Annotated in this window: 20 protein-coding genes; 7 read left to right on the plus strand and 13 right to left on the minus strand. The window is 70.5% G+C overall.

All coding sequences use genetic code 11. From position 1 onward, the window contains the following. Window positions 1–386: 386 nt before the first annotated feature. From pspM to rimO, 6 genes are all read right to left on the minus strand, one after another. Complete coding sequence (gene pspM, locus ACFPLC_RS45100) at window positions 387–1,367, minus strand: phage shock envelope stress response protein PspM (RefSeq protein WP_378236208.1); 981 nt, start codon at window positions 1,365–1,367, stop codon at window positions 387–389. Between the two features lie 25 nt (window positions 1,368–1,392). After that, window positions 1,393–2,238, minus strand: coding sequence for a PspA/IM30 family protein (locus ACFPLC_RS45105; RefSeq protein WP_191314316.1), 846 nt, complete (start codon window positions 2,236–2,238; stop codon window positions 1,393–1,395). A 236-nt stretch (window positions 2,239–2,474) separates the two neighbouring features. Further along, window positions 2,475–2,933, minus strand: coding sequence for a helix-turn-helix domain-containing protein (locus ACFPLC_RS45110; protein ID WP_191314315.1), 459 nt, complete (start codon window positions 2,931–2,933; stop codon window positions 2,475–2,477). A gap of 99 nt (window positions 2,934–3,032) precedes the next feature. After that, entirely contained in the window at window positions 3,033–3,476 is a 444-nt protein-coding gene (locus tag ACFPLC_RS45115; RefSeq protein WP_378202523.1) for a CinA family protein, read from the minus strand. A gap of 71 nt (window positions 3,477–3,547) precedes the next feature. After that, complete coding sequence (gene pgsA / locus ACFPLC_RS45120) at window positions 3,548–4,189, minus strand: CDP-diacylglycerol--glycerol-3-phosphate 3-phosphatidyltransferase (RefSeq protein WP_378202324.1); 642 nt, start codon at window positions 4,187–4,189, stop codon at window positions 3,548–3,550. Then, complete coding sequence (gene rimO, locus ACFPLC_RS45125) at window positions 4,186–5,622, minus strand: 30S ribosomal protein S12 methylthiotransferase RimO (protein WP_378202327.1); 1,437 nt, start codon at window positions 5,620–5,622, stop codon at window positions 4,186–4,188. The genes pgsA and rimO overlap by 4 nt, the downstream gene beginning before the upstream one ends. Window positions 5,623–5,673: 51 nt before the next feature. Here rimO and ACFPLC_RS45130 point away from each other — a divergent pair, with 51 nt between their 5' ends. The 3 genes from ACFPLC_RS45130 to ACFPLC_RS45140 all read left to right on the plus strand — a co-directional run bounded on the left by ACFPLC_RS45130 (window position 5,674) and on the right by ACFPLC_RS45140 (window position 7,379). Further along, a complete protein-coding gene (locus ACFPLC_RS45130; RefSeq protein WP_378202329.1) occupies window positions 5,674–6,228 on the plus strand; it encodes an amino-acid N-acetyltransferase in 555 nt (184 codons plus the stop codon). Between the two features lie 89 nt (window positions 6,229–6,317). Next, a complete protein-coding gene (locus tag ACFPLC_RS45135) occupies window positions 6,318–6,752 on the plus strand; it encodes a phospholipase (RefSeq protein WP_378202332.1) in 435 nt (144 codons plus the stop codon). Window positions 6,753–6,767: 15 nt separating this feature from the next. Beyond that, window positions 6,768–7,379: a nitroreductase family protein gene (locus ACFPLC_RS45140; RefSeq protein ID WP_378202335.1), complete on the plus strand. Its 612-nt coding sequence runs from the start codon at window positions 6,768–6,770 to the stop codon at window positions 7,377–7,379. Here ACFPLC_RS45140 and ACFPLC_RS45145 read toward each other — a convergent pair. The 4 genes from ACFPLC_RS45145 to ACFPLC_RS45160 all read right to left on the minus strand — a co-directional run bounded on the left by ACFPLC_RS45145 (window position 7,372) and on the right by ACFPLC_RS45160 (window position 12,182). Next, a complete protein-coding gene (locus ACFPLC_RS45145; protein WP_378202338.1) occupies window positions 7,372–7,794 on the minus strand; it encodes a hypothetical protein in 423 nt (140 codons plus the stop codon). The two genes, ACFPLC_RS45140 and ACFPLC_RS45145, sit on opposite strands and share 8 nt — an antisense overlap. A 40-nt stretch (window positions 7,795–7,834) precedes the next feature. Then, window positions 7,835–8,341, minus strand: coding sequence for an RloB family protein (locus ACFPLC_RS45150; protein ID WP_378236209.1), 507 nt, complete (start codon window positions 8,339–8,341; stop codon window positions 7,835–7,837). Window positions 8,342–8,406: 65 nt separating this feature from the next. Continuing rightward, window positions 8,407–9,609 (minus strand): AAA family ATPase, encoded by a 1,203-nt coding sequence (locus tag ACFPLC_RS45155; protein WP_378202344.1) that lies wholly within the window; start codon window positions 9,607–9,609, stop codon window positions 8,407–8,409. A gap of 83 nt (window positions 9,610–9,692) precedes the next feature. Continuing rightward, window positions 9,693–12,182 (minus strand): DNA translocase FtsK, encoded by a 2,490-nt coding sequence (locus ACFPLC_RS45160; protein ID WP_378202345.1) that lies wholly within the window; start codon window positions 12,180–12,182, stop codon window positions 9,693–9,695. Window positions 12,183–12,410: 228 nt separating this feature from the next. Here ACFPLC_RS45160 and ACFPLC_RS45165 point away from each other — a divergent pair, with 228 nt between their 5' ends. Beyond that, complete coding sequence (locus tag ACFPLC_RS45165; RefSeq protein WP_378202348.1) at window positions 12,411–13,226, plus strand: lysophospholipid acyltransferase family protein; 816 nt, start codon at window positions 12,411–12,413, stop codon at window positions 13,224–13,226. 33 nt (window positions 13,227–13,259) lie between these two features. Continuing rightward, on the plus strand, window positions 13,260–13,874 hold the full coding sequence (wrbA, locus tag ACFPLC_RS45170; RefSeq protein WP_378202351.1) for an NAD(P)H:quinone oxidoreductase: 615 nt from the start codon (window positions 13,260–13,262) through the stop codon (window positions 13,872–13,874). Between the two features lie 34 nt (window positions 13,875–13,908). Here the strand turns inward: wrbA and ACFPLC_RS45175 are convergent, their stop codons facing one another. Beyond that, window positions 13,909–14,496, minus strand: coding sequence for a hypothetical protein (locus ACFPLC_RS45175; protein ID WP_378202354.1), 588 nt, complete (start codon window positions 14,494–14,496; stop codon window positions 13,909–13,911). A gap of 70 nt (window positions 14,497–14,566) precedes the next feature. After that, window positions 14,567–15,115 (minus strand): hypothetical protein, encoded by a 549-nt coding sequence (locus tag ACFPLC_RS45180; protein WP_378202356.1) that lies wholly within the window; start codon window positions 15,113–15,115, stop codon window positions 14,567–14,569. Window positions 15,116–15,315: 200 nt separating this feature from the next. Between ACFPLC_RS45180 and ACFPLC_RS45185 the strand changes: the two genes are divergently transcribed. Together ACFPLC_RS45185 and ACFPLC_RS45190 are read left to right on the plus strand one after the other, a co-directional pair. Continuing rightward, complete coding sequence (locus ACFPLC_RS45185) at window positions 15,316–16,263, plus strand: EamA family transporter (RefSeq protein WP_378202359.1); 948 nt, start codon at window positions 15,316–15,318, stop codon at window positions 16,261–16,263. A gap of 75 nt (window positions 16,264–16,338) precedes the next feature. Beyond that, window positions 16,339–17,715 (plus strand): amino acid permease, encoded by a 1,377-nt coding sequence (locus tag ACFPLC_RS45190; RefSeq protein WP_378202362.1) that lies wholly within the window; start codon window positions 16,339–16,341, stop codon window positions 17,713–17,715. Window positions 17,716–17,813: 98 nt separating this feature from the next. On the opposite strand, the gene ACFPLC_RS45195 is transcribed toward ACFPLC_RS45190, so the two are convergent. Further along, complete coding sequence (locus ACFPLC_RS45195) at window positions 17,814–19,457, minus strand: VWA domain-containing protein (RefSeq protein ID WP_378202365.1); 1,644 nt, start codon at window positions 19,455–19,457, stop codon at window positions 17,814–17,816. Window positions 19,458–19,498: the final 41 nt, after the last annotated feature.

Genomic DNA, 19,498 nt, shown 5'->3' on the forward strand with positions numbered 1-19,498 from the left:
GTAGCCATCAGTTTCCGATTACGCGCGGGTTTCGGCCCCGGAAGGTGAACAGGGGGCGACGCCGGGGTGAAACGCACGATCACGCACGCGCGGTGACGACCAGCCGGTACGCCCGGTCGGCGGCACCCGAACGGCCGAGTCCCCAGCCCAAACGGCCCAGCAAAACCCGAATCCGCGTGATCAGACCCGAAACTCGCGTGATCGGAGCCGGAACTCGCGTGACGGGAGAGGCATCTCGCGTGATCAGCGGGGCATCACGTGTGTCTGGCGGGGCATCACGCGTGTCTGGCGGGGCATCGAGGTAATGCCCCGCTGATCACGGGTAATGCCCCTGGGATCACGCGTGATGCCTCTCGGGACACGCGTGATGCCTCTTTCCGCTCGGGTCAGGAGAGTTCGCGGAGGGCCATGGCGAGGCCGGCCAGGCGGTCGGTGGCGTCGGTGAGGGCCTGCTTGGACGTCACCAGGCCGTCGCCGGCGGCGGCGACCGTGTGGCCGGCCGCGGCGACCAGGCCGCGGTAACCCTCGAGGCCGTCGTCGAGCTGCTCGCGGAGCTTGCGCACCGCCGCGTCGAGGGCCGCCTGCTCGCGGGCGGGCGCCGAGTCGCGGCCGCGCTCGATCGCCTGGATGCGGGCCGCCAGGCCGCGCAGCGCGGCTGCCGCCTCGGTCGCCGTCTGGCGGGCGTCCGCGACCGATACCTCCGAGACCGGCGGCGCCCCCAGCGAAGACGGCACCGAGAGCTGGCGCAGCAGCTCCGTCAGCGAGGCTTCGCACTCGGCGAGGCGTTCCATCGGCTCGCGGGCCGCCGACCGGGCGGGTGGCAGCGGCGGCGGGCCGGCCGGGGCCGCCGGGATCGGGGTGCGCTTGAGTTCACGCAGTTTCATGCCGGACCGGACGCTGAAGGTGCCGAAGATGACGACGCCGGCGAACGCCGTGATCGCCTGGGGCATCATCGCGGCGTGGGTCGGGCTGATCCAGCCCAGCGCGGCCGCCACGGTGACGATGCCGCACAGGATCGTCAGGATGATCCACAGCGTCAGCGCCTTCGACGTCCGGCGCTTGCGGCGTTCGAGCTTCGCGGCCGGGTGGTTCCAGCGATCCCACCTGGCCCGGGCTTCGGCGAACGCCGGGACCTGGCTCGCCATGGACGACAGCGAGGCCGTCATGTCGGGCCGCCGCACCGGCGGCCGCTGCAAGGGGTTGGGGCGGGCGGGCTTCCCGCCGGCCTGGTCGGCCGGCGGGAAGTACTTCTGCACCTTCTGCAGCTTCTCCTGGGCGCGCACCGCGTAGTCGGGCAGCTTCTCGATGTGCTTCTCCAGCTTCGCGCTCAGCTCGCCGAAGTCACGCCGCCTGCCCTGCTGCCCCATGGTGCACGCCCCCTTCGGTGTCGCGTCAGGCCGGGTTCTTGCCCTGCTCGGCCTGCACGCGCGCCTGGATCTCCCGCTGGATGTCGGCCGAGCTGCTGGCCGGCTTCTGGGCCGCCGTCTTGCCGCCGTCGGTCACCTGGGCGACCGACTCACCGCGCATCGACGAGCGGATCTGCTCGAGCCGCGAGTGGCCGGCCAGCTGCGTGGTGGAGGCCTGGACCTCCATCATCCGCCCCTGAACCGAGTTCTGGGCGAGCTCCGCCTGGCCGAGAGCCGTGGTGTAGCGCTTCTCGATCTTGTCGCGGACCTCTTCCAGCGACGGCGTGTTGCCCGGCGCGGCCAGCTGGCTCATCTGGTTCAGCGAAGCGGAGACCTGCTCCTGCATCTTCGCCTGCTCCAGCTGCGAAAGCAGCTTGGTGCGCTCGGCCAGCTTCTGCTGCAGCATCTGCGAGTTGCGCTCGACGGCCTGCTTGGCCTGCGCCGCGGCCTGCAGCGACTGGTCGTGCAGCGTCTTCAGGTCCTCGATGTTCTGCTCGGCCGTGACGAGCTGCGTGGCGAAGCTCTCCGCGGCGTTCTCGAACTCGACGGCCTTCTGCTCGTCACCCTTGGCGCGGGCCTCGTCCGCGAGGACGAGCGCCTGCCGGGTCGAGGCCTGCAGCTTCTCGACGTCGCCGAGCTGCCGGTTGAGCTTCATCTCCAGCTGCCGCTGGTTGCCGATCACGGAGGCGGCCTGCTGCGTCAGCGCCTGGTGGTTGCGCTGCGCCTCCTCGATGGCCTGCTGGATCTGTACCTTCGGGTCGGCGTGCTCGTCGATCTTCGACGAGAACGCCGCCATCATGTACTTCCAGAACTTCACGAACGGGTTGGCCATCTCCTCCGCCTGCCTTCTTGCGTCCCACGGGCCTTAGGTACTCGGGGTGTGGGGCGTCGCTCCCCTGCTGCCTCTTCCAACGCACCAACCCCGGCGTCGGGTTCCATCGTGTCAGGTCGGCCACGTCCGTTCCAGGCGACCCGGCCGAATTCAGGGATGCCCCCGATCACTACCCGTAGACAACGCGGACGGCCCCGGGCGGGTTGCCCGGGGCCGTCGGTCGATCTGCTCTGGACCTACGCGGCGATCGTGGAGGCCAGCTTGGGCTGGCCGATCGTCGTCCGCAAGGTCGTGTTCATCCGCGGTGCCGGGGAAACCCGCAGGTCGGCGAGGTCGTTCCCGATCAGCTCGGACATCAGGCGACCGCCTTCGATGCCCGCCGACGAAGCTTCCGCGCCCCGCTTCTCCCGGGGTGCGCCTTCCACGATCCGCTCGTCGACCGGTGGGACCTCGACGTTGTCGAGGGCCGAAACGTCCGCCGCCACGTTGTGCAGCAGTTCGCCGAGCGGAAGGTCCAGGGCCTGGCAGATGGACGCGAGCAGCTCGCTCGACGCCTCCTTCTGGCCCCGCTCGACCTCCGAGAGGTAGCCGAGGCTGACCCTGGCGGCGCGGGAGATGTCGCGCAGCGTACGACGCTGGTTGGTGCGGGCATGACGGAGCCGATCACCGATCGCCTCACGCAACAGCACGGTCATCACGCGCCTCCCTTCCGAACAAGTACCCCCTACGTTACCCAGAGCGGCGCCCCGGGCGCAGGAGTTGGTGTGCACGTACGCCAAGGGCGAACGCCCGTTTCACGCCAGATGTTCCCCGAGCAGGGCAAACGCCGCCAAGACCGACTCGGTCCTGATCAAATCCCGATCGCCGTCCAAGGCCAGCGTACGGACTGTGCGTGTTCCCGGCCCGGCGAGCCCGACGTGCACCGTGCCCGGATCGACGCCGTCCTGGGCCGACGGACCGGCCACGCCGGTGAGCCCGAGGCCCCAGGTCGCCCCGCACCGGTCGCGGGCGCCCTCGGCCAGCTGGGCGGCCACCTCGGGGTGGACGGCGCCGTGCTCGGCCAGCAGCTCCGCGGAGACGCCGGCCAGGGCGGCCTTCAGCTCGGTGGCGTAGACGACCAGTCCCCCGCGCAGCGCCGCACTCGCCCCCGGCACCCGCGCGAGGGTGGCGCAGACGAGCCCGGCGGTCAGCGACTCGGCCGCCGCAACCGTCTCGCCTCGCGCGGTGAGCGCTCCGATGAGGGCCGCGGCCTGCTCGTCTCCCGCGGCCGGTCGTGAGTGGGAAAGAGGGTTAGAACCCTCCTTTTCACTCACGACCCGGTGACCCGGCGGCCGGCGGCGCGGAGCCGGACCGCGCGGACCAGGTAGTCGACGCCGGTCACGACGGTCAGCACCAGCGCGAGCCCCATCAGCGACCACCGCACCGGGTCCGCCCCGGCCGGCAGCGGCAGCAGGTACGCCACGATCGCGGCGATCTGGGCCATCGTCTTGGCCTTCCCGCCGCGGCTGGCCGGGATCACGCCGTGCCGGATGACCCAGAACCGCAGCAGCGTCACGCCGATTTCGCGGACCGCGATGACGATCGTGACCCACCAGCCCAGCTCGCCCAGCACGCTCAGCCCGACCAGCGCCGCGCCCGTCAGCGCCTTGTCCGCGATCGGGTCGGCGATCTTGCCGAAGTCGGTGATCAGGCCGTACTTGCGGGCCACCCAGCCGTCCAGCTGGTCGGTGGCCGAGGCGATCGCGAACAGCCCGGTCGCGAGCGCCCGCCAGGTCGTGTCGTGGCCGTCGCCGACGAACAGCGCGATCACGAACAGCGGCACCAGGACCAGGCGCGACAGCGTCAGGAGGTTCGCGACGTTGAGCGTCGGGACCGGGGTCGGCTCCGGGACCTGGGCGGGGGCGTCGCGCGCGAGTCCTTCGTCGGCGGCGTCGCTGGGGAGCGCACTCACCGGTCGGCGTCCGGTACCGCGCGGACGATGAGGTCCACGCCCGCCGAGTCCACGACCTCGCAGCGCAGGAAGTCACCGACCTGCGCCTTCTCCGGGGCGTCGAGGATGACGCACTCGCCGTCGACCTCCGGCGCCTGGTGCGCGGCGCGGCCGGTGAGCTCGCCGTCGTCGTCCAGCTCCACCAGGACGTCGACGAAGGTGCCGATCCGGTCCTCGGCGCGCTGCGCGGTCAGCTCCTCGACCAGCGCGGAGATCCGGGTGACGCGCGCGGCGACCTCCTCGGCGGAGAGCTTGCCGTCGAAGGTCTCGGCCTCCGTGCCGTCCTCGTCCGAGTACCCGAAGACGCCCACGGCGTCCAGGCGCGCGCCGGTCAGGAACCGCTCGAGCTCGCTCAGGTCGTGCTCGGTCTCGCCGGGGAACCCGACGATCACGTTGGTGCGGATGCCGGCCTCGGGCGCGTACTCGCGGATCTGCTCGCACAGCGCGAGGAACGAGTCGGTCGAGCCGAACCGGCGCATCCGGCGCAGCACCTGCTCGCTGGAGTGCTGGAACGACAGGTCGAAGTACTCGGCGACGCCCGGCGTGGTCGCGATGGCCTTGACCAGCTGCGGGCGCGTCTCGGCCGGCTGCAGGTAGGAGACTCGGACGCGCTCGATGCCGTCGATGTCCGCCAGGCGCGGCAGCAGGCGCTCCAGCGCGGTGGCGCCGTCGCGGCCGAAGTCCTTGCCGTAGGACGTCGAGTTCTCGCTGACCAGGAACAGCTCCTTGACGCCGTGTTCGGCCAGCCACATCGCCTCGGCGACGATCTCGTCCGGCTGCCGCGAGACGAACGAGCCGCGGAACGACGGGATGGCGCAGAACGAGCAGCGCCGGTCGCAGCCGGAGGCGATCTTCAGCGCGGCCACCGGCGAGTCGTCGAGGCGCGTGCGCAGCACCCGCGGGCCCCAGCCCTTCTGCGCGTGGCCGGGGACCTCGACCGTCTCCGCGGCGGCGGGCCGCTCGACCGGGCTGATCGGCAGCAGCTTGCGGCGGTCGCCCGGGGTGTGCGAGGCGATCTTGCGGCCGGCGACGACGTCGTCGAGCCGGGCCGAGAGGTCGGCGTAGTGGTCGAAGCCCAGCACCGCGTCGGCCTCCGGGAGGCTGTCGGCGAGCTCGTGCCCGTAGCGCTCGGCCATGCAGCCGACCGCGACGACCTTCTTGCCCGTGTCGGACGCGGCGAGCAGCGTGTCGACGGAGTCCTTCTTGGCCGACTCGACGAAGCCGCAGGTGTTGACCACCACGACGTCGGACTCTTCGGGGTCGGCCGCCAGCTCCCAGCCGCCGGCCGCCAGCCGGCCCGCCAGCTCCTCCGAGTCGACCTCGTTGCGGGCGCAGCCCAGGGTCAGGAGGGAGACGCGTCGGGTGGCAGCTGGGTCCGCGGCAGGGGAAGGCACGACGTTCAGGGTAGCCGCCGGTCCCGGGCGGCCCGACGACGGCGTAGCCCCATGGTGTCACCGCGCGTGCCGGGCGATGTGGCAGGGTGGACGATCGTGCCGTCCGACTCGCCCCGCCCGACCGTCCGCCGCGCCCGGATCGCCGACGTCCGCAAGATCAAGGCCCTGGTCGACGCGGACGCGGGCCGCGTCCTGCTGGAGAAGGACCTGGTCACCCTGTACGAGGACGTCCAGGAGTTCTGGGTCGCCGAAGTGGGTGACGAAGTGGTCGGCGCGGCCGCGCTGCACGTGCTCTGGGAGGACCTCGCCGAGCTGCGCACCGTAGTGGTCGACAAGGCCGTCCGCGGTCAGGGCGTCGGGCGCGTGCTGGTCGCCCGGCTGGTGGACGAAGCGCGTGAGCTCGGTCTCAAGCGGCTGTTCGTGCTGACCTTCGAGACCAGTTTCTTCGCCGGGCACGGGTTCGTGGAGATCGACGGCACACCCGTTTCGCAGGAGGTCTACGAGGAGATGCGGCGGTCACACGACACCGGCGTAGCGGAATTCCTCGATCTTCCCTACGCCAAGCCCAATACTCTGGGAAATTCCCGCATGTTGCTCGAACTGTGAGTGAAAACCTCCTTTCGGGCGGTGACGTGCGCCACCGCGCTGCCGGAAGCTGATCGGGCACTCTCCCCTGATCGGCAAGGAAGCACACGATGCGCACGACACTGCGGAACCTGGGGGCCACCGTGACGGTGGCCGTATCTGTCGGCGCGGGCGCCCTGCTGGGCACCGGCACCGCGGCCGCCGTCGACATCCCGGCGGTCACCGACCAGTACCTCTTCAGCACTTCGCTCTCGAACTTCGAGACGATCCGGAACTCCGCGCCCTACAACGGCCAGCTCGACTGGTCGTCCGACGGCTGCTCGTGGGCGCCGGACAACCCGTTCGGCTGGAAGTTCCTGCCCGGCTGCCACCGGCACGACTTCGGTTACCGCAACTACAAGAAGCAGGGCCGGTTCACCTCGGCGAACCGGCTGAAGATCGACGACAACCTGTACACGGACCTGAAGAGCGTCTGCGGGTCGAACATCGCGTGCAAGGGCGCGGCGTGGACGTACTACGAGGCGGTGCGCAAGTTCGGCGGCTGAGCCAGGATGGTGATCATGGAGATCGATCACCTGCTCAGCACGACCCGCGCGGTGCGGCGCAAGCTGGACCTCGACCGCCCGGTCGAGCCGCAAGTCCTCGAGGAGTGCCTGAACCTCGCGCTGCAGGCACCGACACCGGGCAACGTCCAGGCGTGGCGCTGGCTGGTCGTCCGCGACCAGACCGTCAAGGACCGGCTCGGCGTGCTGTTCCGCGAAGTCGGCGAGGCCTACCTCGCCAACCTCGCGCAGCACGCCGAACCGCGGGCGCTGGCGTCCGGGCGGCACCTGATCGACGTCATCGAGCGCGTCCCGGTGTTCGTGATCCCGGTCCTGGCCGGCCGCCCGGCCGGCGACAACGCGACGGACGCGGCCTTCTACGGCGGCATCTTCCCGGCGGTGTGGAACTTCCAGCTGGCGCTGCGCTCACGCGGGCTGGGCTCGACGCTGACGACCTACCACCTGTCCCGCGAGGCGGAAGCCGCCGAAATCCTCGGCATCCCCGACGGCCACACGCAGGCCGGGCTGCTGCCGGTCGCCTACACGACGGTGCCGGACTTCAAGGCCGCCGCGCGCACCCCGCTGTCCGAGGTCGCCTACCTGGACCAGTGGGGCACGCCGCTCAGCTGATCCGGACCGTCGCCTCCCCCGCGTCCTCGCTCACCGCCACCAGCTCGATGCGGCTGCCGGCGAACGACGTCGCCTGGGGGCCGGTGCGCACGCCGCTGTGCAGCTCGGCCGTGGTGCTCTCGCCGTGGCCGGGCTGCTTCAGCAGGAACGCCAGCGTCGCCTCGCCCTGCCAGATGCACTGCATGCCGGGACGGCACCGCGAGTCGGCGACGACCCGCAGGTAGCGCACGGTCAGGTCCTTGCCCTGCACGGCGGCCTCCTGGCCCAGGCGCAGGGTGACGTCCTGCCCCGCCGGAACGCTGACGGTCGACGGCGACGCGGCCGGCCCGGAGACAGCGGGCTGCCCGGCGGCGACCGAGCCCACCGTGACGACGGCGAAGGCGAACAGTCCGGCTAGGAATCGCGGTAGGTCCACGCGCTCAGGACGGAACCGAGCCGCAACGGGTTGCACGCGCTCAGAGAACCTTCTTCACCAGAGCACCGACCCCGGTGGCGGGATTGTGTTCGTGCTCGGTGGTGAGCGCGTGGCCTGGTTCCAGCGCCCGATCAACGGCCGCTTCGACGCCGCTCGCGTAGTCAGCGAAACGCAACGCCGACTTGTCATACTCGGGAACGTGCCTGCGAAGGCGCCTCGCCACCTCCGAGTAACAGGTCAACGGTGCGACGCAAGCCTCGAAGTGGAGCAGGAGCCAGTATTCGAAGCACGGGTTCGAGATCGCCAGGTTGACCCTGACCCGTCGTGCCGTGACGACCGCCTTCGCCACGTCGAACTCGTCCACGTCGACGACGCACCAAACCTCGTCATAGCTGTCCGCGGCGGTGTCCCGCAAGCCGGCGGCGTAACGCACGACCGTCTCGGGATCGGCGGGTTTCGCCTTGACCTTGATCGCCACCGCCGGGTTACGCCTCGATTCCTTGAGGCCTTGGAAGTAAGCCGGCTCGGTCGCTTCCGCGCCGCACACGACCAGCAGGCACGCTCGTGGTTCCCGGAATGCACCACGCCGGCGACCGGCGTTCTCCCGTCTCGTCATCCGTGGCCGACCGCGGCCGTGAAGTCACCCAGTACGGGCACGGCACCGTAGCTGCCCGCCAGGTAGCGCCGTTCCGTGTTCTGATCTTTCCGCGGCTTGAAGTCGGTAAGCGGGTAGAGGTGACTCGCTCCCTCAGCGCCTCGGTCGACGAACCAGATCTGATCCCGTTCGAGTACCTGTTCGCCGAGCATGGTGCCGAGCAAGCTCGTGTCGTGCGTGGTGAAGACGAGCTGAGCGCCCTTGGCGTTGACTTCGCCATTTTGGAAGAGCCCGACGAGTTTCGCCGTCAGGAGCGGATGCAGGCTGGCGTCGATTTCGTCGACGAGCAGGACGAGACCGCCGTCCAGCGCCCTCAGCACCATCGGAAGAAGACCGATCCAATTGCGCGTACCGGACGACTCGTCGCCGAAGTCGAACGGCTCGCGAGCAGACCCGTGCAGGAGTTTGAGTTCGAGATCGAACCGCCCGGAATGGCGGCGGTCCACCACGACCAAGTCCACGATGCCGACGTCCGCCACCCGGAGCAGCGCAACCATCCGTTCCCGGGCCGCCGGATTCCGGCGCAGGTAATCGCCGACCCTCCACTGCACGAAGTCCGCGCCGGGCGACGGGCCGTCGAAGCCACTCGCCAATACACCGGCCTCGAACCACCGGTAGACCGGCATCAGGGGACCGAGTTCGAGGCGGTCGCACACGCTCAAGAACAAGGCGGTCGGACGAATCAGTTCTTCCAGGACCTCGAACTTCGTCTTGGAATCAGCCACCGTGCTGCCGAACTTGATCGCGTCCCGATCGCGCTCGAAGATGACTCGCTTCCGCTTCTCGGGGTAGGCGTACAACCACTCCTCCAGGATTTCGCTGTCCCGCAGGAGAAATCCGTAGGTGTATGGAGTGCCTTCCGCGATCAGTTCGAACACGAAGGTCGATGGCCGCTCCGGCGACTGCGGGTCAAGCCGGAACGGGTCTTGCAGAGCACTCAGGTCGTGCGGGGTCGCGGCATCTCGAAGATGCCTGTTCAGCACCGCCCACCGCACCAGGTCGATCCCCTTGAACAGGTTCGACTTGCCGGAGGCGTTGGCCCCGTAGATGGCGGTCACCGGGACCACTGGGCGCTCGTCCCCCGGCATGGCGGGCATGAGCAGCAGCTCCTGCTCGTCGCGGAACGAGCGGTGATTGCCGAGCCGGAAGCTCCGCAGCATCCTGACCACCTCCCTGACGGTGCTTCGAACCGTTCTGTACCAGTAAACCGCACAGAACGGCTCGAAGCATCTACCAGGGTCTGCTACTCGTCGTCGTCGCTCGTATCGGCGTCCACCGGGCCGCCGCCGCGGATCATGAACAGGACCGACTCCAGTTCCTCCGGCTTGATCAGCACGTCGCGGGCCTTCGAGCCCTCCGACGGGCCCACCACCCCGCGGCTCTCCAGCAGGTCCATCAGCCGGCCCGCCTTGGCGAACCCGACCCGCAGCTTGCGCTGCAGCATCGACGTCGAGCCGAACTGGGACGTCACGATCAGCTCCGCCGCCTGCAGCAGGACGTCGAGGTCGTCGCCGATGTCCGGGTCGATCTCCTTCTTCTCGCCCGCCTTGGCCGCCGTGACGCCGTCCTGGTACTCCGGCTGCGCCTGCTCCTTCGCGTAGTTGACGACCGCGGCGATCTCTTCGTCGCCGACGAACGCACCCTGGATGCGGACCGGCTTGCCCGCCCCCATCGGCAGGTACAGCGCGTCGCCCATGCCGATCAGCTTCTCCGCGCCCGGCTGGTCCAGGATGACCCGCGAGTCGGTCAGCGACGACGTCGCGAACGCCAGCCGCGAGGGCACGTTCGTCTTGATCAGGCCGGTCACGACGTCGACCGACGGCCGCTGCGTGGCCAGGACCAGGTGGATGCCCGCCGCGCGCGCCTTCTGCGTGATGCGGACGATCGCGTCCTCGACGTCGCGCGGGGCAGTCATCATCAGGTCGGCGAGCTCGTCGACGATCGCCATGATGTACGGGTACGGCCGGTACTCGCGCTCGGACCCCGGCGGCGCGGTGATCTCGCCAGAGCGCACCTTCTTGTTGTAGTCGTCGATGTGCCGGACCTTGTTGACCTGCATGTCCTGGTAGCGCTGCTCCATCTCCTCCACCAGCCAGGCCAGCGCGGCGGCCGCCTTCTTCGGCTGGGTGATGATGGGCGTGATCAGGTGCGGAATGCCCTCGTACGGCGTCAGCTCGACCATCTTCGGGTCGATCAGGATCATCCGGCACTCGTCCGGCGTCGAGCGGGCGAGCAGCGACACCAGCATCGAGTTGACGAAGCTCGACTTACCGGAGCCGGTCGAACCGGCGACCAGCAGGTGCGGCATCTTCGTCAGGTTTGCGGTGACGAAGTGGCCCTCGATGTCCTTCCCGAGGCCGATCACCATCGGGTGGTTGTCCTTGACCGTGGTCGGCGCGCGCAGGACGTCGCCAAGGCGGACCATCTCGCGGTCGGAGTTCGGCACCTCGATGCCGACCGCGGACTTGCCCGGGATCGGCGCCAGCAGGCGGACGTTGTCGGTGGCCACCGCGTAGGCGATGTTCTTGGTCAGCGCGGTGATCTTCTCGACCTTCACCCCGGGGCCGAGCTCGACCTCGTAGCGGGTCACCGTCGGGCCGCGCGTGAAGCCGGTGACCTGGGCGTCGACGTTGAACTGCTCCAGCACGCCGGTGATCGCCTCGATCATGGCGTCGTTGGCCTTGCTGCGGGACTTCGGCGCGTCGCCGAGCTTCAGCAGGTCGGGCGGCGGGAGCTGGTAGTCGCCCTCGACCGTGCGGGTGACCGCGAGCGGCGGTTCCGGAGCCTTCTTCGGCTTCTTCTCGGGGACTTCGACGGGTGCGGGCTTGGGCTTGGGCGGCTTGATCGGCGTCGGCGCCTCGGCGAGCATCGCGTCGATGTCCAGCTGCTCGGGGTTGGCGTCGGTGGCCTGCCGCCGCCGCGACGGCTTGCGCAGCCGCGCGGACTTCGGGTCGGCTTCGGTGACGGTGTCCTCGTCGGTGGCGAAGCCCGAGCGCTGCGCCTCGGCCTCGGCGATCTCCTCCTCGTCGAGGCCCCAGTTGCGCAGCCGGTGCGGGATCTCGCGGACCGGCGTGCCGGTGAAGACCAGCACGCCGAAGAACAGGGCGAGGATCAGCAGCGGCACCGCGACCCAGGTGGTGACGCCCATGGTGAGCAGGCCGCCGGAGAACGCGCCGACGATGCCGCCGGCGTACATCCGGCCGTCGTTCGTCTCGGGCAGCGCGGTGAAGATGTGCAGCATCCCGAGCACCGACAGCACGACCATGATCGTGCCGACGACCATCCGCGGCCGCGTCTCCGGGTGCGGCTCGGACCGCATCAGCGCGACGGCGACGACCACCAGCACCAGCGGCAGGGTGACGGCCCCGGCCCCGAGGACGGTCCGGGTGGCGATCTCCACCCCGGCCCCGATCGGGCCGGCCGCCCGCCACCAGACGCCGACGGCCGCGACGATGGCCAGGGCCATCAGCCCCAGCGCGAGCCCGTCACGGCGGTGTTCCGGCTCGAGCTCGCGGGTGCGGCCGACCGTGCGGGCCAGCGTGCCCATGCCCTTGGCCAGCAGGTTCCAGGTCCCGCGGACGCCCTTGCCGAAGATCCCGGGTGTCTTGCGGCGGGCGCGTGGTGCGGGCTTGCGAGCGGCCGGGCGTGACTTCGCGGGTGTACGCGGCTTACGCGCCGCTGCCCCCTTCGCGCCGCTTCCCGTGCTTCTCTTCCTCGTCGCCGACCCAGCCATGCCGTTTACGGTAACCGGCCATCGCGGTTCGTCCCACGCGCCACTCTCGGCCCAGGGTGAACTTCTGCCTCACACCGGCGGTTGAGCGGCCATCCGGGTGAACCGGCCGGGAGGCTCGATGTAGTGAATGACTCATTCCTGGCGTCCGACGCCAGGAATGAGTCATTCACTGCGCCCGGTGCCCAGTGGCGCAAACGGGTGAAAACGGCGTCTGCCATGCTCTGCCCCATGGTCGCGTTGAACTCCGACAACACCGCCCGCCGGGCGCCCGCCATCTGGCGGACGATGCTGAACATCGACCGGGGGCTGGTGAACCTCGTCGGGCGGCTCACGGTCACCGGCCGGGTGCCCGCGCAGCTGCGGGGCAAGCCGCTGCTGATGGCCGCGAACCACATCGGCGTGTTCGACGCCTTCGTGCTGATGGCCGCCTGCAAGCGGATCGGCATCAACCCCCGGTTCATGCTGGCCGGCGGCATCCTCGACGCGCCGGTCATCGGGCCGGCGCTGCGGGTCAGCGGGCACCTGCGGGTCGACCGCAAGCACGCCGGGACCGCCGTGGGGCAGTTCGCCGAGGCCGTCGAGGCGATGAAGACCACGCGCGAGCCGATCATCGTCTACCCGGAGGGCCGGATCAGCCACGACCCGGGCCTGTGGCCGGAGCGCGGCAAGACCGGCGCGGCGCGGCTGGCGCTCGCGGCGGGCGTGCCGGTGATCCCGATCAGCCAGTGGGGCGCGCACGAGGCCGTCTACTGGGGCACCGAGACCGTCACCGGCCCGGCCGACCTGGTCCCGCTGGCCCGCTCCGGGCTGAGCGCCCCGCTGCGCCGCCCGCGGTTCCGCGTGCACTTCGGCGACCCCGTCGACCTGTCGGACATCGACACGCAGCGGCCGGGGGCCGGGGTGCGTGCGCATGCGAAGATCATGCAGGCGATCACCGACGGCCTCGTCCCGCTGCGCCGCGACGAGCTCGACCGGCCCAAGTTCCACGACCCGACCCGGCCGACCGACACGGTCAGCCCTTGGAAGCCGCCGTCCGCACTGTGAGACACGGGCGCGCACACCCTTAAAGTCGGCGACGTGAGCACACGGATACTCGTCGTCTACTACAGCTCGACCGGGAACACCGCCGCCCTGGCCGAGTCGCTCGCCGCGGGCGCGCGCGAGACCGGCGCCGACGTGCGGGTGCGGACGGTGCCGGAAACCGTGGCCGCCGACGCCATCGCGCGCAACCCGTGCTGGCAGGCCTGGGTCGACGCGGGCCCGCACCACGAACTCGCCACGCTCGGCGACCTCGAGTGGGCCGACGGGCTCGCCGTCGGCAGCCCGACCCGGTTCGGCGGCCCGGCCGCCCAGCTCAAGTCCTATTTGGACGGCACGGGTGGCCTGTGGGCGCAGGGAAAGCTGGCGGACAAGGTGGCAACGTCGTTCACGACGGCGTCCACCGCCCACGGCGGCCTCGAGTCGACGCTGCTGGCGATCAACAACGTCTTCTACCACTGGGGCGCGATCGTCGTGCCGCTCGGCTACACCGACCCGCACCTGAAGGAGTCGGGCAACCCGTACGGCGGCTCGTTCGTGTCCCGGAAGTCGGCGGCGCCGGACGACGTCGCGCTCGACGCCCTCCGCCTCCAGGGGCGGCGGCTGGCCACGATCACCACGCACGTGGCGACCGGGCTGAAGCGCGCGGAGTGACGGTCCGGGTGCCGAAGCACCCGGACCCTCCGGATCAGCGCCGAGCCGCGCGGCGGCGCAGCACCCAGGCACCCGCGCCGGTTGCCCCCACGAGGGCGACCGCCCCGCCCACGAGCAGCGGCGTGGCGCCGGACTCGTCGTCGGCCGGGCCACCACCGGTTTGCGGCGCCCCCTGCGGCTTCACCCCGACCTGCGGCGCGGTCTGCGTGGGCTGGGTCGGCTTGGACGGCGCCGGCTTCGTCGACGGGGCCGGCTTGGCGGGCTTCCCGACGGTGAAGGCCCGGATGCCGCCCGGGTGCTCGCCGGGCCCGCCCTCGACGCAGTACATGATGGCTTCGTAGGTCCCCGCCCGCACCCCGGTGAAGGTCAGGGAATAGCTCTTCCCGTCCGCCTTCATGACGTTCCAGCCGAGCGGCTCGTGCCCGTTGTGCGTGCCGTAACCCGCTTCGGCCTGGACACCCTTGGTGACGCACGTCCCCGTGATGGTCACCGTGCTCCCCGAAACGGTGACCTTCATCGTCGTCGGCGTACCCGTCGGCGTTTCCGCGGCCGACGCCACCACCGGCGACAGCACCACGAAACCGGCGGCCACACCCGCGGCAGCAGCAATTACCCGCAACATTGTCTTTCCCCTCCAAGAAATCACCGCACGCGGAATACGTGCGATGCACGGCTGTATCGAGAACTTCGGTTCAGCGCCGGGCAGCGCGGCGGCGCAGCACCCAGGCACCGGCGCCGGTTGCGCCCACGAGAGCAACTGCCCCACCCGCGACGAGCGGCGTGGCGGTGGACTCGTCGTCGGCCGGGCCACCACCGGTCTGCGGCGCACCCTTCGGCTTCACGCCGACCTGCGGCGAGGGGTTCGGCGCCGGCTTGGCGGGCTTCTCGACGGTGAAAGCCCGCATGAGGCCGCCGAAGCCTTCCGTGTGCTCGATGCAGGACAGGTTGGCTCTGTAGCGTCCCGGCCGCACGCCGGTGAACGTGAACGACTGCTTTTTCCCGTCCACCTTCATGACGTGGTAGTCGATGTGCTTCTGCCCCTCGGACAGACCGATACCCACTTCCGCCTTGACCCCACTGTTGACGCACGTCGCCGTGATGGTCACGGTGCTGCCCGACACCGTGACCACCATGGATGTCGGGTCGCCCATCATCCGCGCTTCCCCAGCCGAAGCCGCGACCGGCGACAGCAGCGCCAACCCGGCGGCCACACCCACGACAGCAGAAATCTTCCCCAGCATTTTCCCCTCCAAGGATTCAAAAGAAACTCATTCCCCGCCGGATCAACCGCGGGGCCCCTGTTTCTTGAGACATCCGGAAGACGTCCACCCCCAGACCCGGTTCCCACCCGGACGTAACGAAACGGACTCGGCACCCTCGTGACCCGAGTAACCGGGATAATCGTTTCGGCGGTGACGCCGGGGCACCTACAGTCGCGACGGTGACCACCGAACTCCCCGTCGTCGCGCCGCCCCGAGTTGCCCACCGGGGCCGCGGGACCACCTATGTCCTGCTCGCCGCCCTGTTCTTCAGCACGTCCGGCACGCTCGGCAAGTCCGCGATGTCCGCCGGGATCACGCCGCAGCAGGTGGCCGCGGCGCGGATCGCGCTCGCCGGTGTCGTGCTGCTCGCCGGGGTGGCGCTGGTGGCGCCGCGGAAGCTGCGGGTGCGCCGGGCCGACCTGCCCGTCCTGGCCGGCTACGGCCTGCTCGGCGTGGCCGGCGTGCAGCTGCTCTACTTCGTCGCGGCGGGCCGGCTCCCGGTCGGCATCGCCATCCTGCTGGAGTTCGTCTCGCCGGTGCTCATCGCCTTGTGGGTGCGGTTCGTGCGGCGGCACCGGCTGCCCCGGGCGGTGTGGGGCGGCATCGCGCTGGCCATGGCCGGGCTCGCGCTGGTCGCCCAGGTCTGGGAAGGCGTCACGCTCGACGGGCTCGGCCTGCTGGCCGGCTTCGGCGCGGCGCTGTGCTCGGCCGGGTACTTCCTGCTCGGCGAACGCGCGGTGGCCGGCATCGATCCGCTCGGCCTGGTCACCTGGGGCATGGTGATCGGCGCGCTCGCGATCAGCTTCGTCGCGCCGCCGTGGACGTGGCCCGTCGGGCTGCTCGGCGCGGAAGTCGGGTTCGGTGTCTGGCACCCGCCGGTGTGGCTGCTGCTGACGCTGCTGGTGCTGGTCGCGACGGTTCTCGCCTATGTCTGCGGGACCTCGTCGCTGCGGCACCTGCCCGCGTCGGTGGCGAGCGTGCTCGGCCTGGTCGAACCGGTGATCACGACGGTCGCGGCGTGGCTGCTGCTCGGCGAGCAGCTCGCCTGGCCGCAGCTGCTCGGCTCGGCGATCCTGCTGGCCGGGGCGTACTTCGTGCAGCGGAACTCGGAAGTCATCGCCCGCTGAGCTTGCGCAAATTCTGCACCGGGTGCGGAGCGGGTGCGAAAATTCCGCCACCCACGTCCCCGGGGAGGAAGCACCTTGACCACCAAGTCCGGGCTGCGGCCCGACCTGCGGCAGCGGCACGTCCGGATGATCGCCCTCGGCGGCATCATCGGCGCGAGCCTGTTCATCGGCAGTGGCGCGGTGATCCACACCGTCGGCCCGGCCGCCGTGCTCTCCTACGCCATCGGCGGGCTGCTCGTCGTGCTGGTGATGCGGATGCTGGGCGAGATGGCGACGGCGGCGCCGTCACTGGGCTCGTTCATGGAGTACGCGCGCGACTCGCTCGGCGGCTGGGCGGGCTTCACCATCGGCTGGCTGTACTGGTACTTCTGGGTCGGCGTGGTCGCGTTCGAGGCCGTCGCGGGCGCGAAGATCCTGCAGGGCTGGATCCCCGGCGTCCCGCAGTGGGTGTTCTCGCTGGCGCTGATGCTGCTGCTGACGGCGACGAATCTGGCGTCGGCGCGGTCCTTCGGCGAGACGGAGTTCTGGCTGGCGTCGATCAAGGTCGCCACCATCGTCGTGTTCCTGCTGCTCGGGACGCTGTTCGTGCTTGGCCTTTGGCCGGACGCGCACTTCTCGATGAGCAACATCGGGCTCGACGGCTTCGTCGCGAACGGCCCGTTTTCGGTGGTGCACGGCGTGGTCATCGTGATCTTCTCGTACTTCGGCGCGGAGATCGTCACGATCGCGGCGGCGGAGTCCGACCAGCCGGAGACCGCGGTCCGCAAGGCGACCTCGACGATCGTCTGGCGCGTGATCGTGTTCTACGTCGGTTCGGTCGCGCTGCTGGTGATGATCACCCCGTGGCGCGAGATCCCGAGCGAAACGAGCCCGTTCGCGGCCGCGTTCGGCCGCTTCGGCGTCCCGGCGGCGTCGACGATCGTCTCGGCGGTGGTCCTGACCGCGGCGTTGTCGGTGCTGAATTCGGGGCTGTACACGGCATCCCGGATGTTGTTCGCGCTGCGGCGCCACGGCTGGGCGCCGGGCTGGATCGCGGACACGAACGCGCGCGGCGTGCCGTGGAAGGCGATCCTCGCGTCGACGTCGGTCGGGTACGTGGCGGTGGTGATGAGTTACGTGTCCCCGGACAAGATCTTCTACTTCATCATCAATTCGGCGGGCGCGGTGGCGTTGTTCGTGTACGCCATCATCTGCGGCTCCCAGATCCGGATGCGCCGGCGGCTGGAGGCTTCGGAGCCGGAGAAGCTGAAGCTGCGGATGTGGGGCTATCCGTGGCTGAGCTGGGTGACGTTGGTGCTGACGCTCGTGGTCGTGGCCTCGATGCTGTTCGTCGACGAGGACGCGCGGGCCCAGCTGTACCTGAGCTTGATCAGCCTGGCGGTGATCCTCGGCGTCTACGCCCTCATCCGCCGGCGATCCCGCCGTGCGCCAACCGGCATCACGCGTGATTGAAGGGGCATCATGCGTGATTGAAGGGGCATCGCGCTGATGCCCCGCTGATCACGCGTGATGCCCCTCGGGACACGCGTGATGCCCGGCGGCGCACGGGTTCAGCCGCCGGCGATGCGGGACAGGGCCCCGAAAAAGACGTCCGTGATCTTCGCCGGGTCCGGGGCCACGAAGGCCTGGCCGCCGGTGGCCGCGGTCAGCTGGTCGAGTTCGGCCTTGTCCGCGTCCGGGCCGATGCCCACGCCGATCAGCGGGATCGGGCGGCGCGGGTCCTGGAGCTTCGCCAGCTCGGCCAGCAGGTCCTCGCGGGAAATGCCGTGCGGGTCGTCGTTGCGGCCGTCCGTCATCACGATCACCACGTTCAACCGGCCCGCCTCCCACTCGCGGCGGGCCGTGCGGTACGTGTCGAGGACGCTGTCGTAGAGGCCCGTTCCGCCGTCCGGGGTGGCCTTCACCTGGTCCAGCTTCTCCAGGGCTCCGCTCGCCAGGTGCTGGGCGACCGGGGCCATCGGGAGCAGCTCGCGGTAGTCCTTGTCGCCGTCCAGGCGTGTCGAGAACGCCAGCATGCGCAGCTGGGTCGCCGGCTTGAACAGGTGCATCGCCTTCGCCGCCGCCTGCATCGTCACCTGCATGCGGTTCAGGCCCGTTCCCGGGACCTGAGCGTTCATCGAGCCCGACACGTCGACCAGCACCTGCACCCGCGCGCTGAGGTTGACCCCCGCCCACTGGTTGAGCAGCTCGTCGACGGCCGGCGCGAGCGGGAGGTTCGCCGTCCGGATGCCCTGGGGCTGCACCCGCGGGTCGTCGGAGTGGTTGCGCAGGGCTTGGCCGCCCGCCGCGCGCAGGCCCGTGCTGGCGATCGCGTCCGCTCCGATGTCACCGAGCACCGCGTCGCGGAAGGCCTCGACGATCGGGCGCTGCTGCGGGGTGATCCCGCCCAGCTCCGCGAACGGGTAGTCCAAAGTGGGCACCGCCGCCGAATAGACCGCGACCAGCGGGGGCTTGGGATCCTCGACGTTGTGGCGCAGCAAGGAGTTCTCGGACGCCGGGAACGCCGTCACCGCGGCCGTGCCGCCGCCGTCGCTCGAGCCCGGCAGCCGGGCGATCAGCTCCGTTTCCGCGCCGAGCGTGTTGGCCGAGAACCGCCGCAGCGTCGCCACGTACGCGGCCGACGGCTCGGGCGACGCCGCGACACTGTCCCGCAACCCGAGCAGCGCCAGCGCGCCGACCGCGTCGCGAGCCGGGTCCGGCATCCCCGGCACGGCGCCCGGCGCGGCCAGTACCTCCGCCCAGGTGGGCACCCGCTCCGGCCAGCCGAGGCCCTTGGCGACGTCGGCGGCGACCGCGAGCACCACCGGCGAGCTCGCCACCGACGCCCCGGTTTCGGGGACGTCGGAGGCGCCGAGCTGGTGAGCGCGACGCAGCGCGAGGGTGGAGTCCGGCACCCAGATCTGCGGCCGCGGGCTGCCGTCCGAGATGGCGAGCCGCTCGGCCGCCTGCGTCGCCTCCCGGGTCTGGATCTCGATGCTGCCGCACCCCAGGCCCAGACCGCGCGCGACGAGCGACAGCGCGGGCGCGATGTCCGCGGACGCGGTGACGAGGACCTTCGCGGGCTGCTCGCACGACGGCCGGGCACGCACGGTCGTCACCGTCACCCACGCGGCGGCTCCGAGGACGAGCACGAGACCGGTCGCGACGGCGGGCACGAGCAGCCGGCGTCGTCTACCGTCCGAATGACGTCCCATCGGCGCGGCCTCTCTGCGCGAGGCGGGGTGGGATCAAGGTT

It is taken from the genome of Amycolatopsis plumensis, assembly GCF_042652605.1.
Lineage (GTDB): Bacteria > Actinomycetota > Actinomycetes > Mycobacteriales > Pseudonocardiaceae > Amycolatopsis > Amycolatopsis plumensis.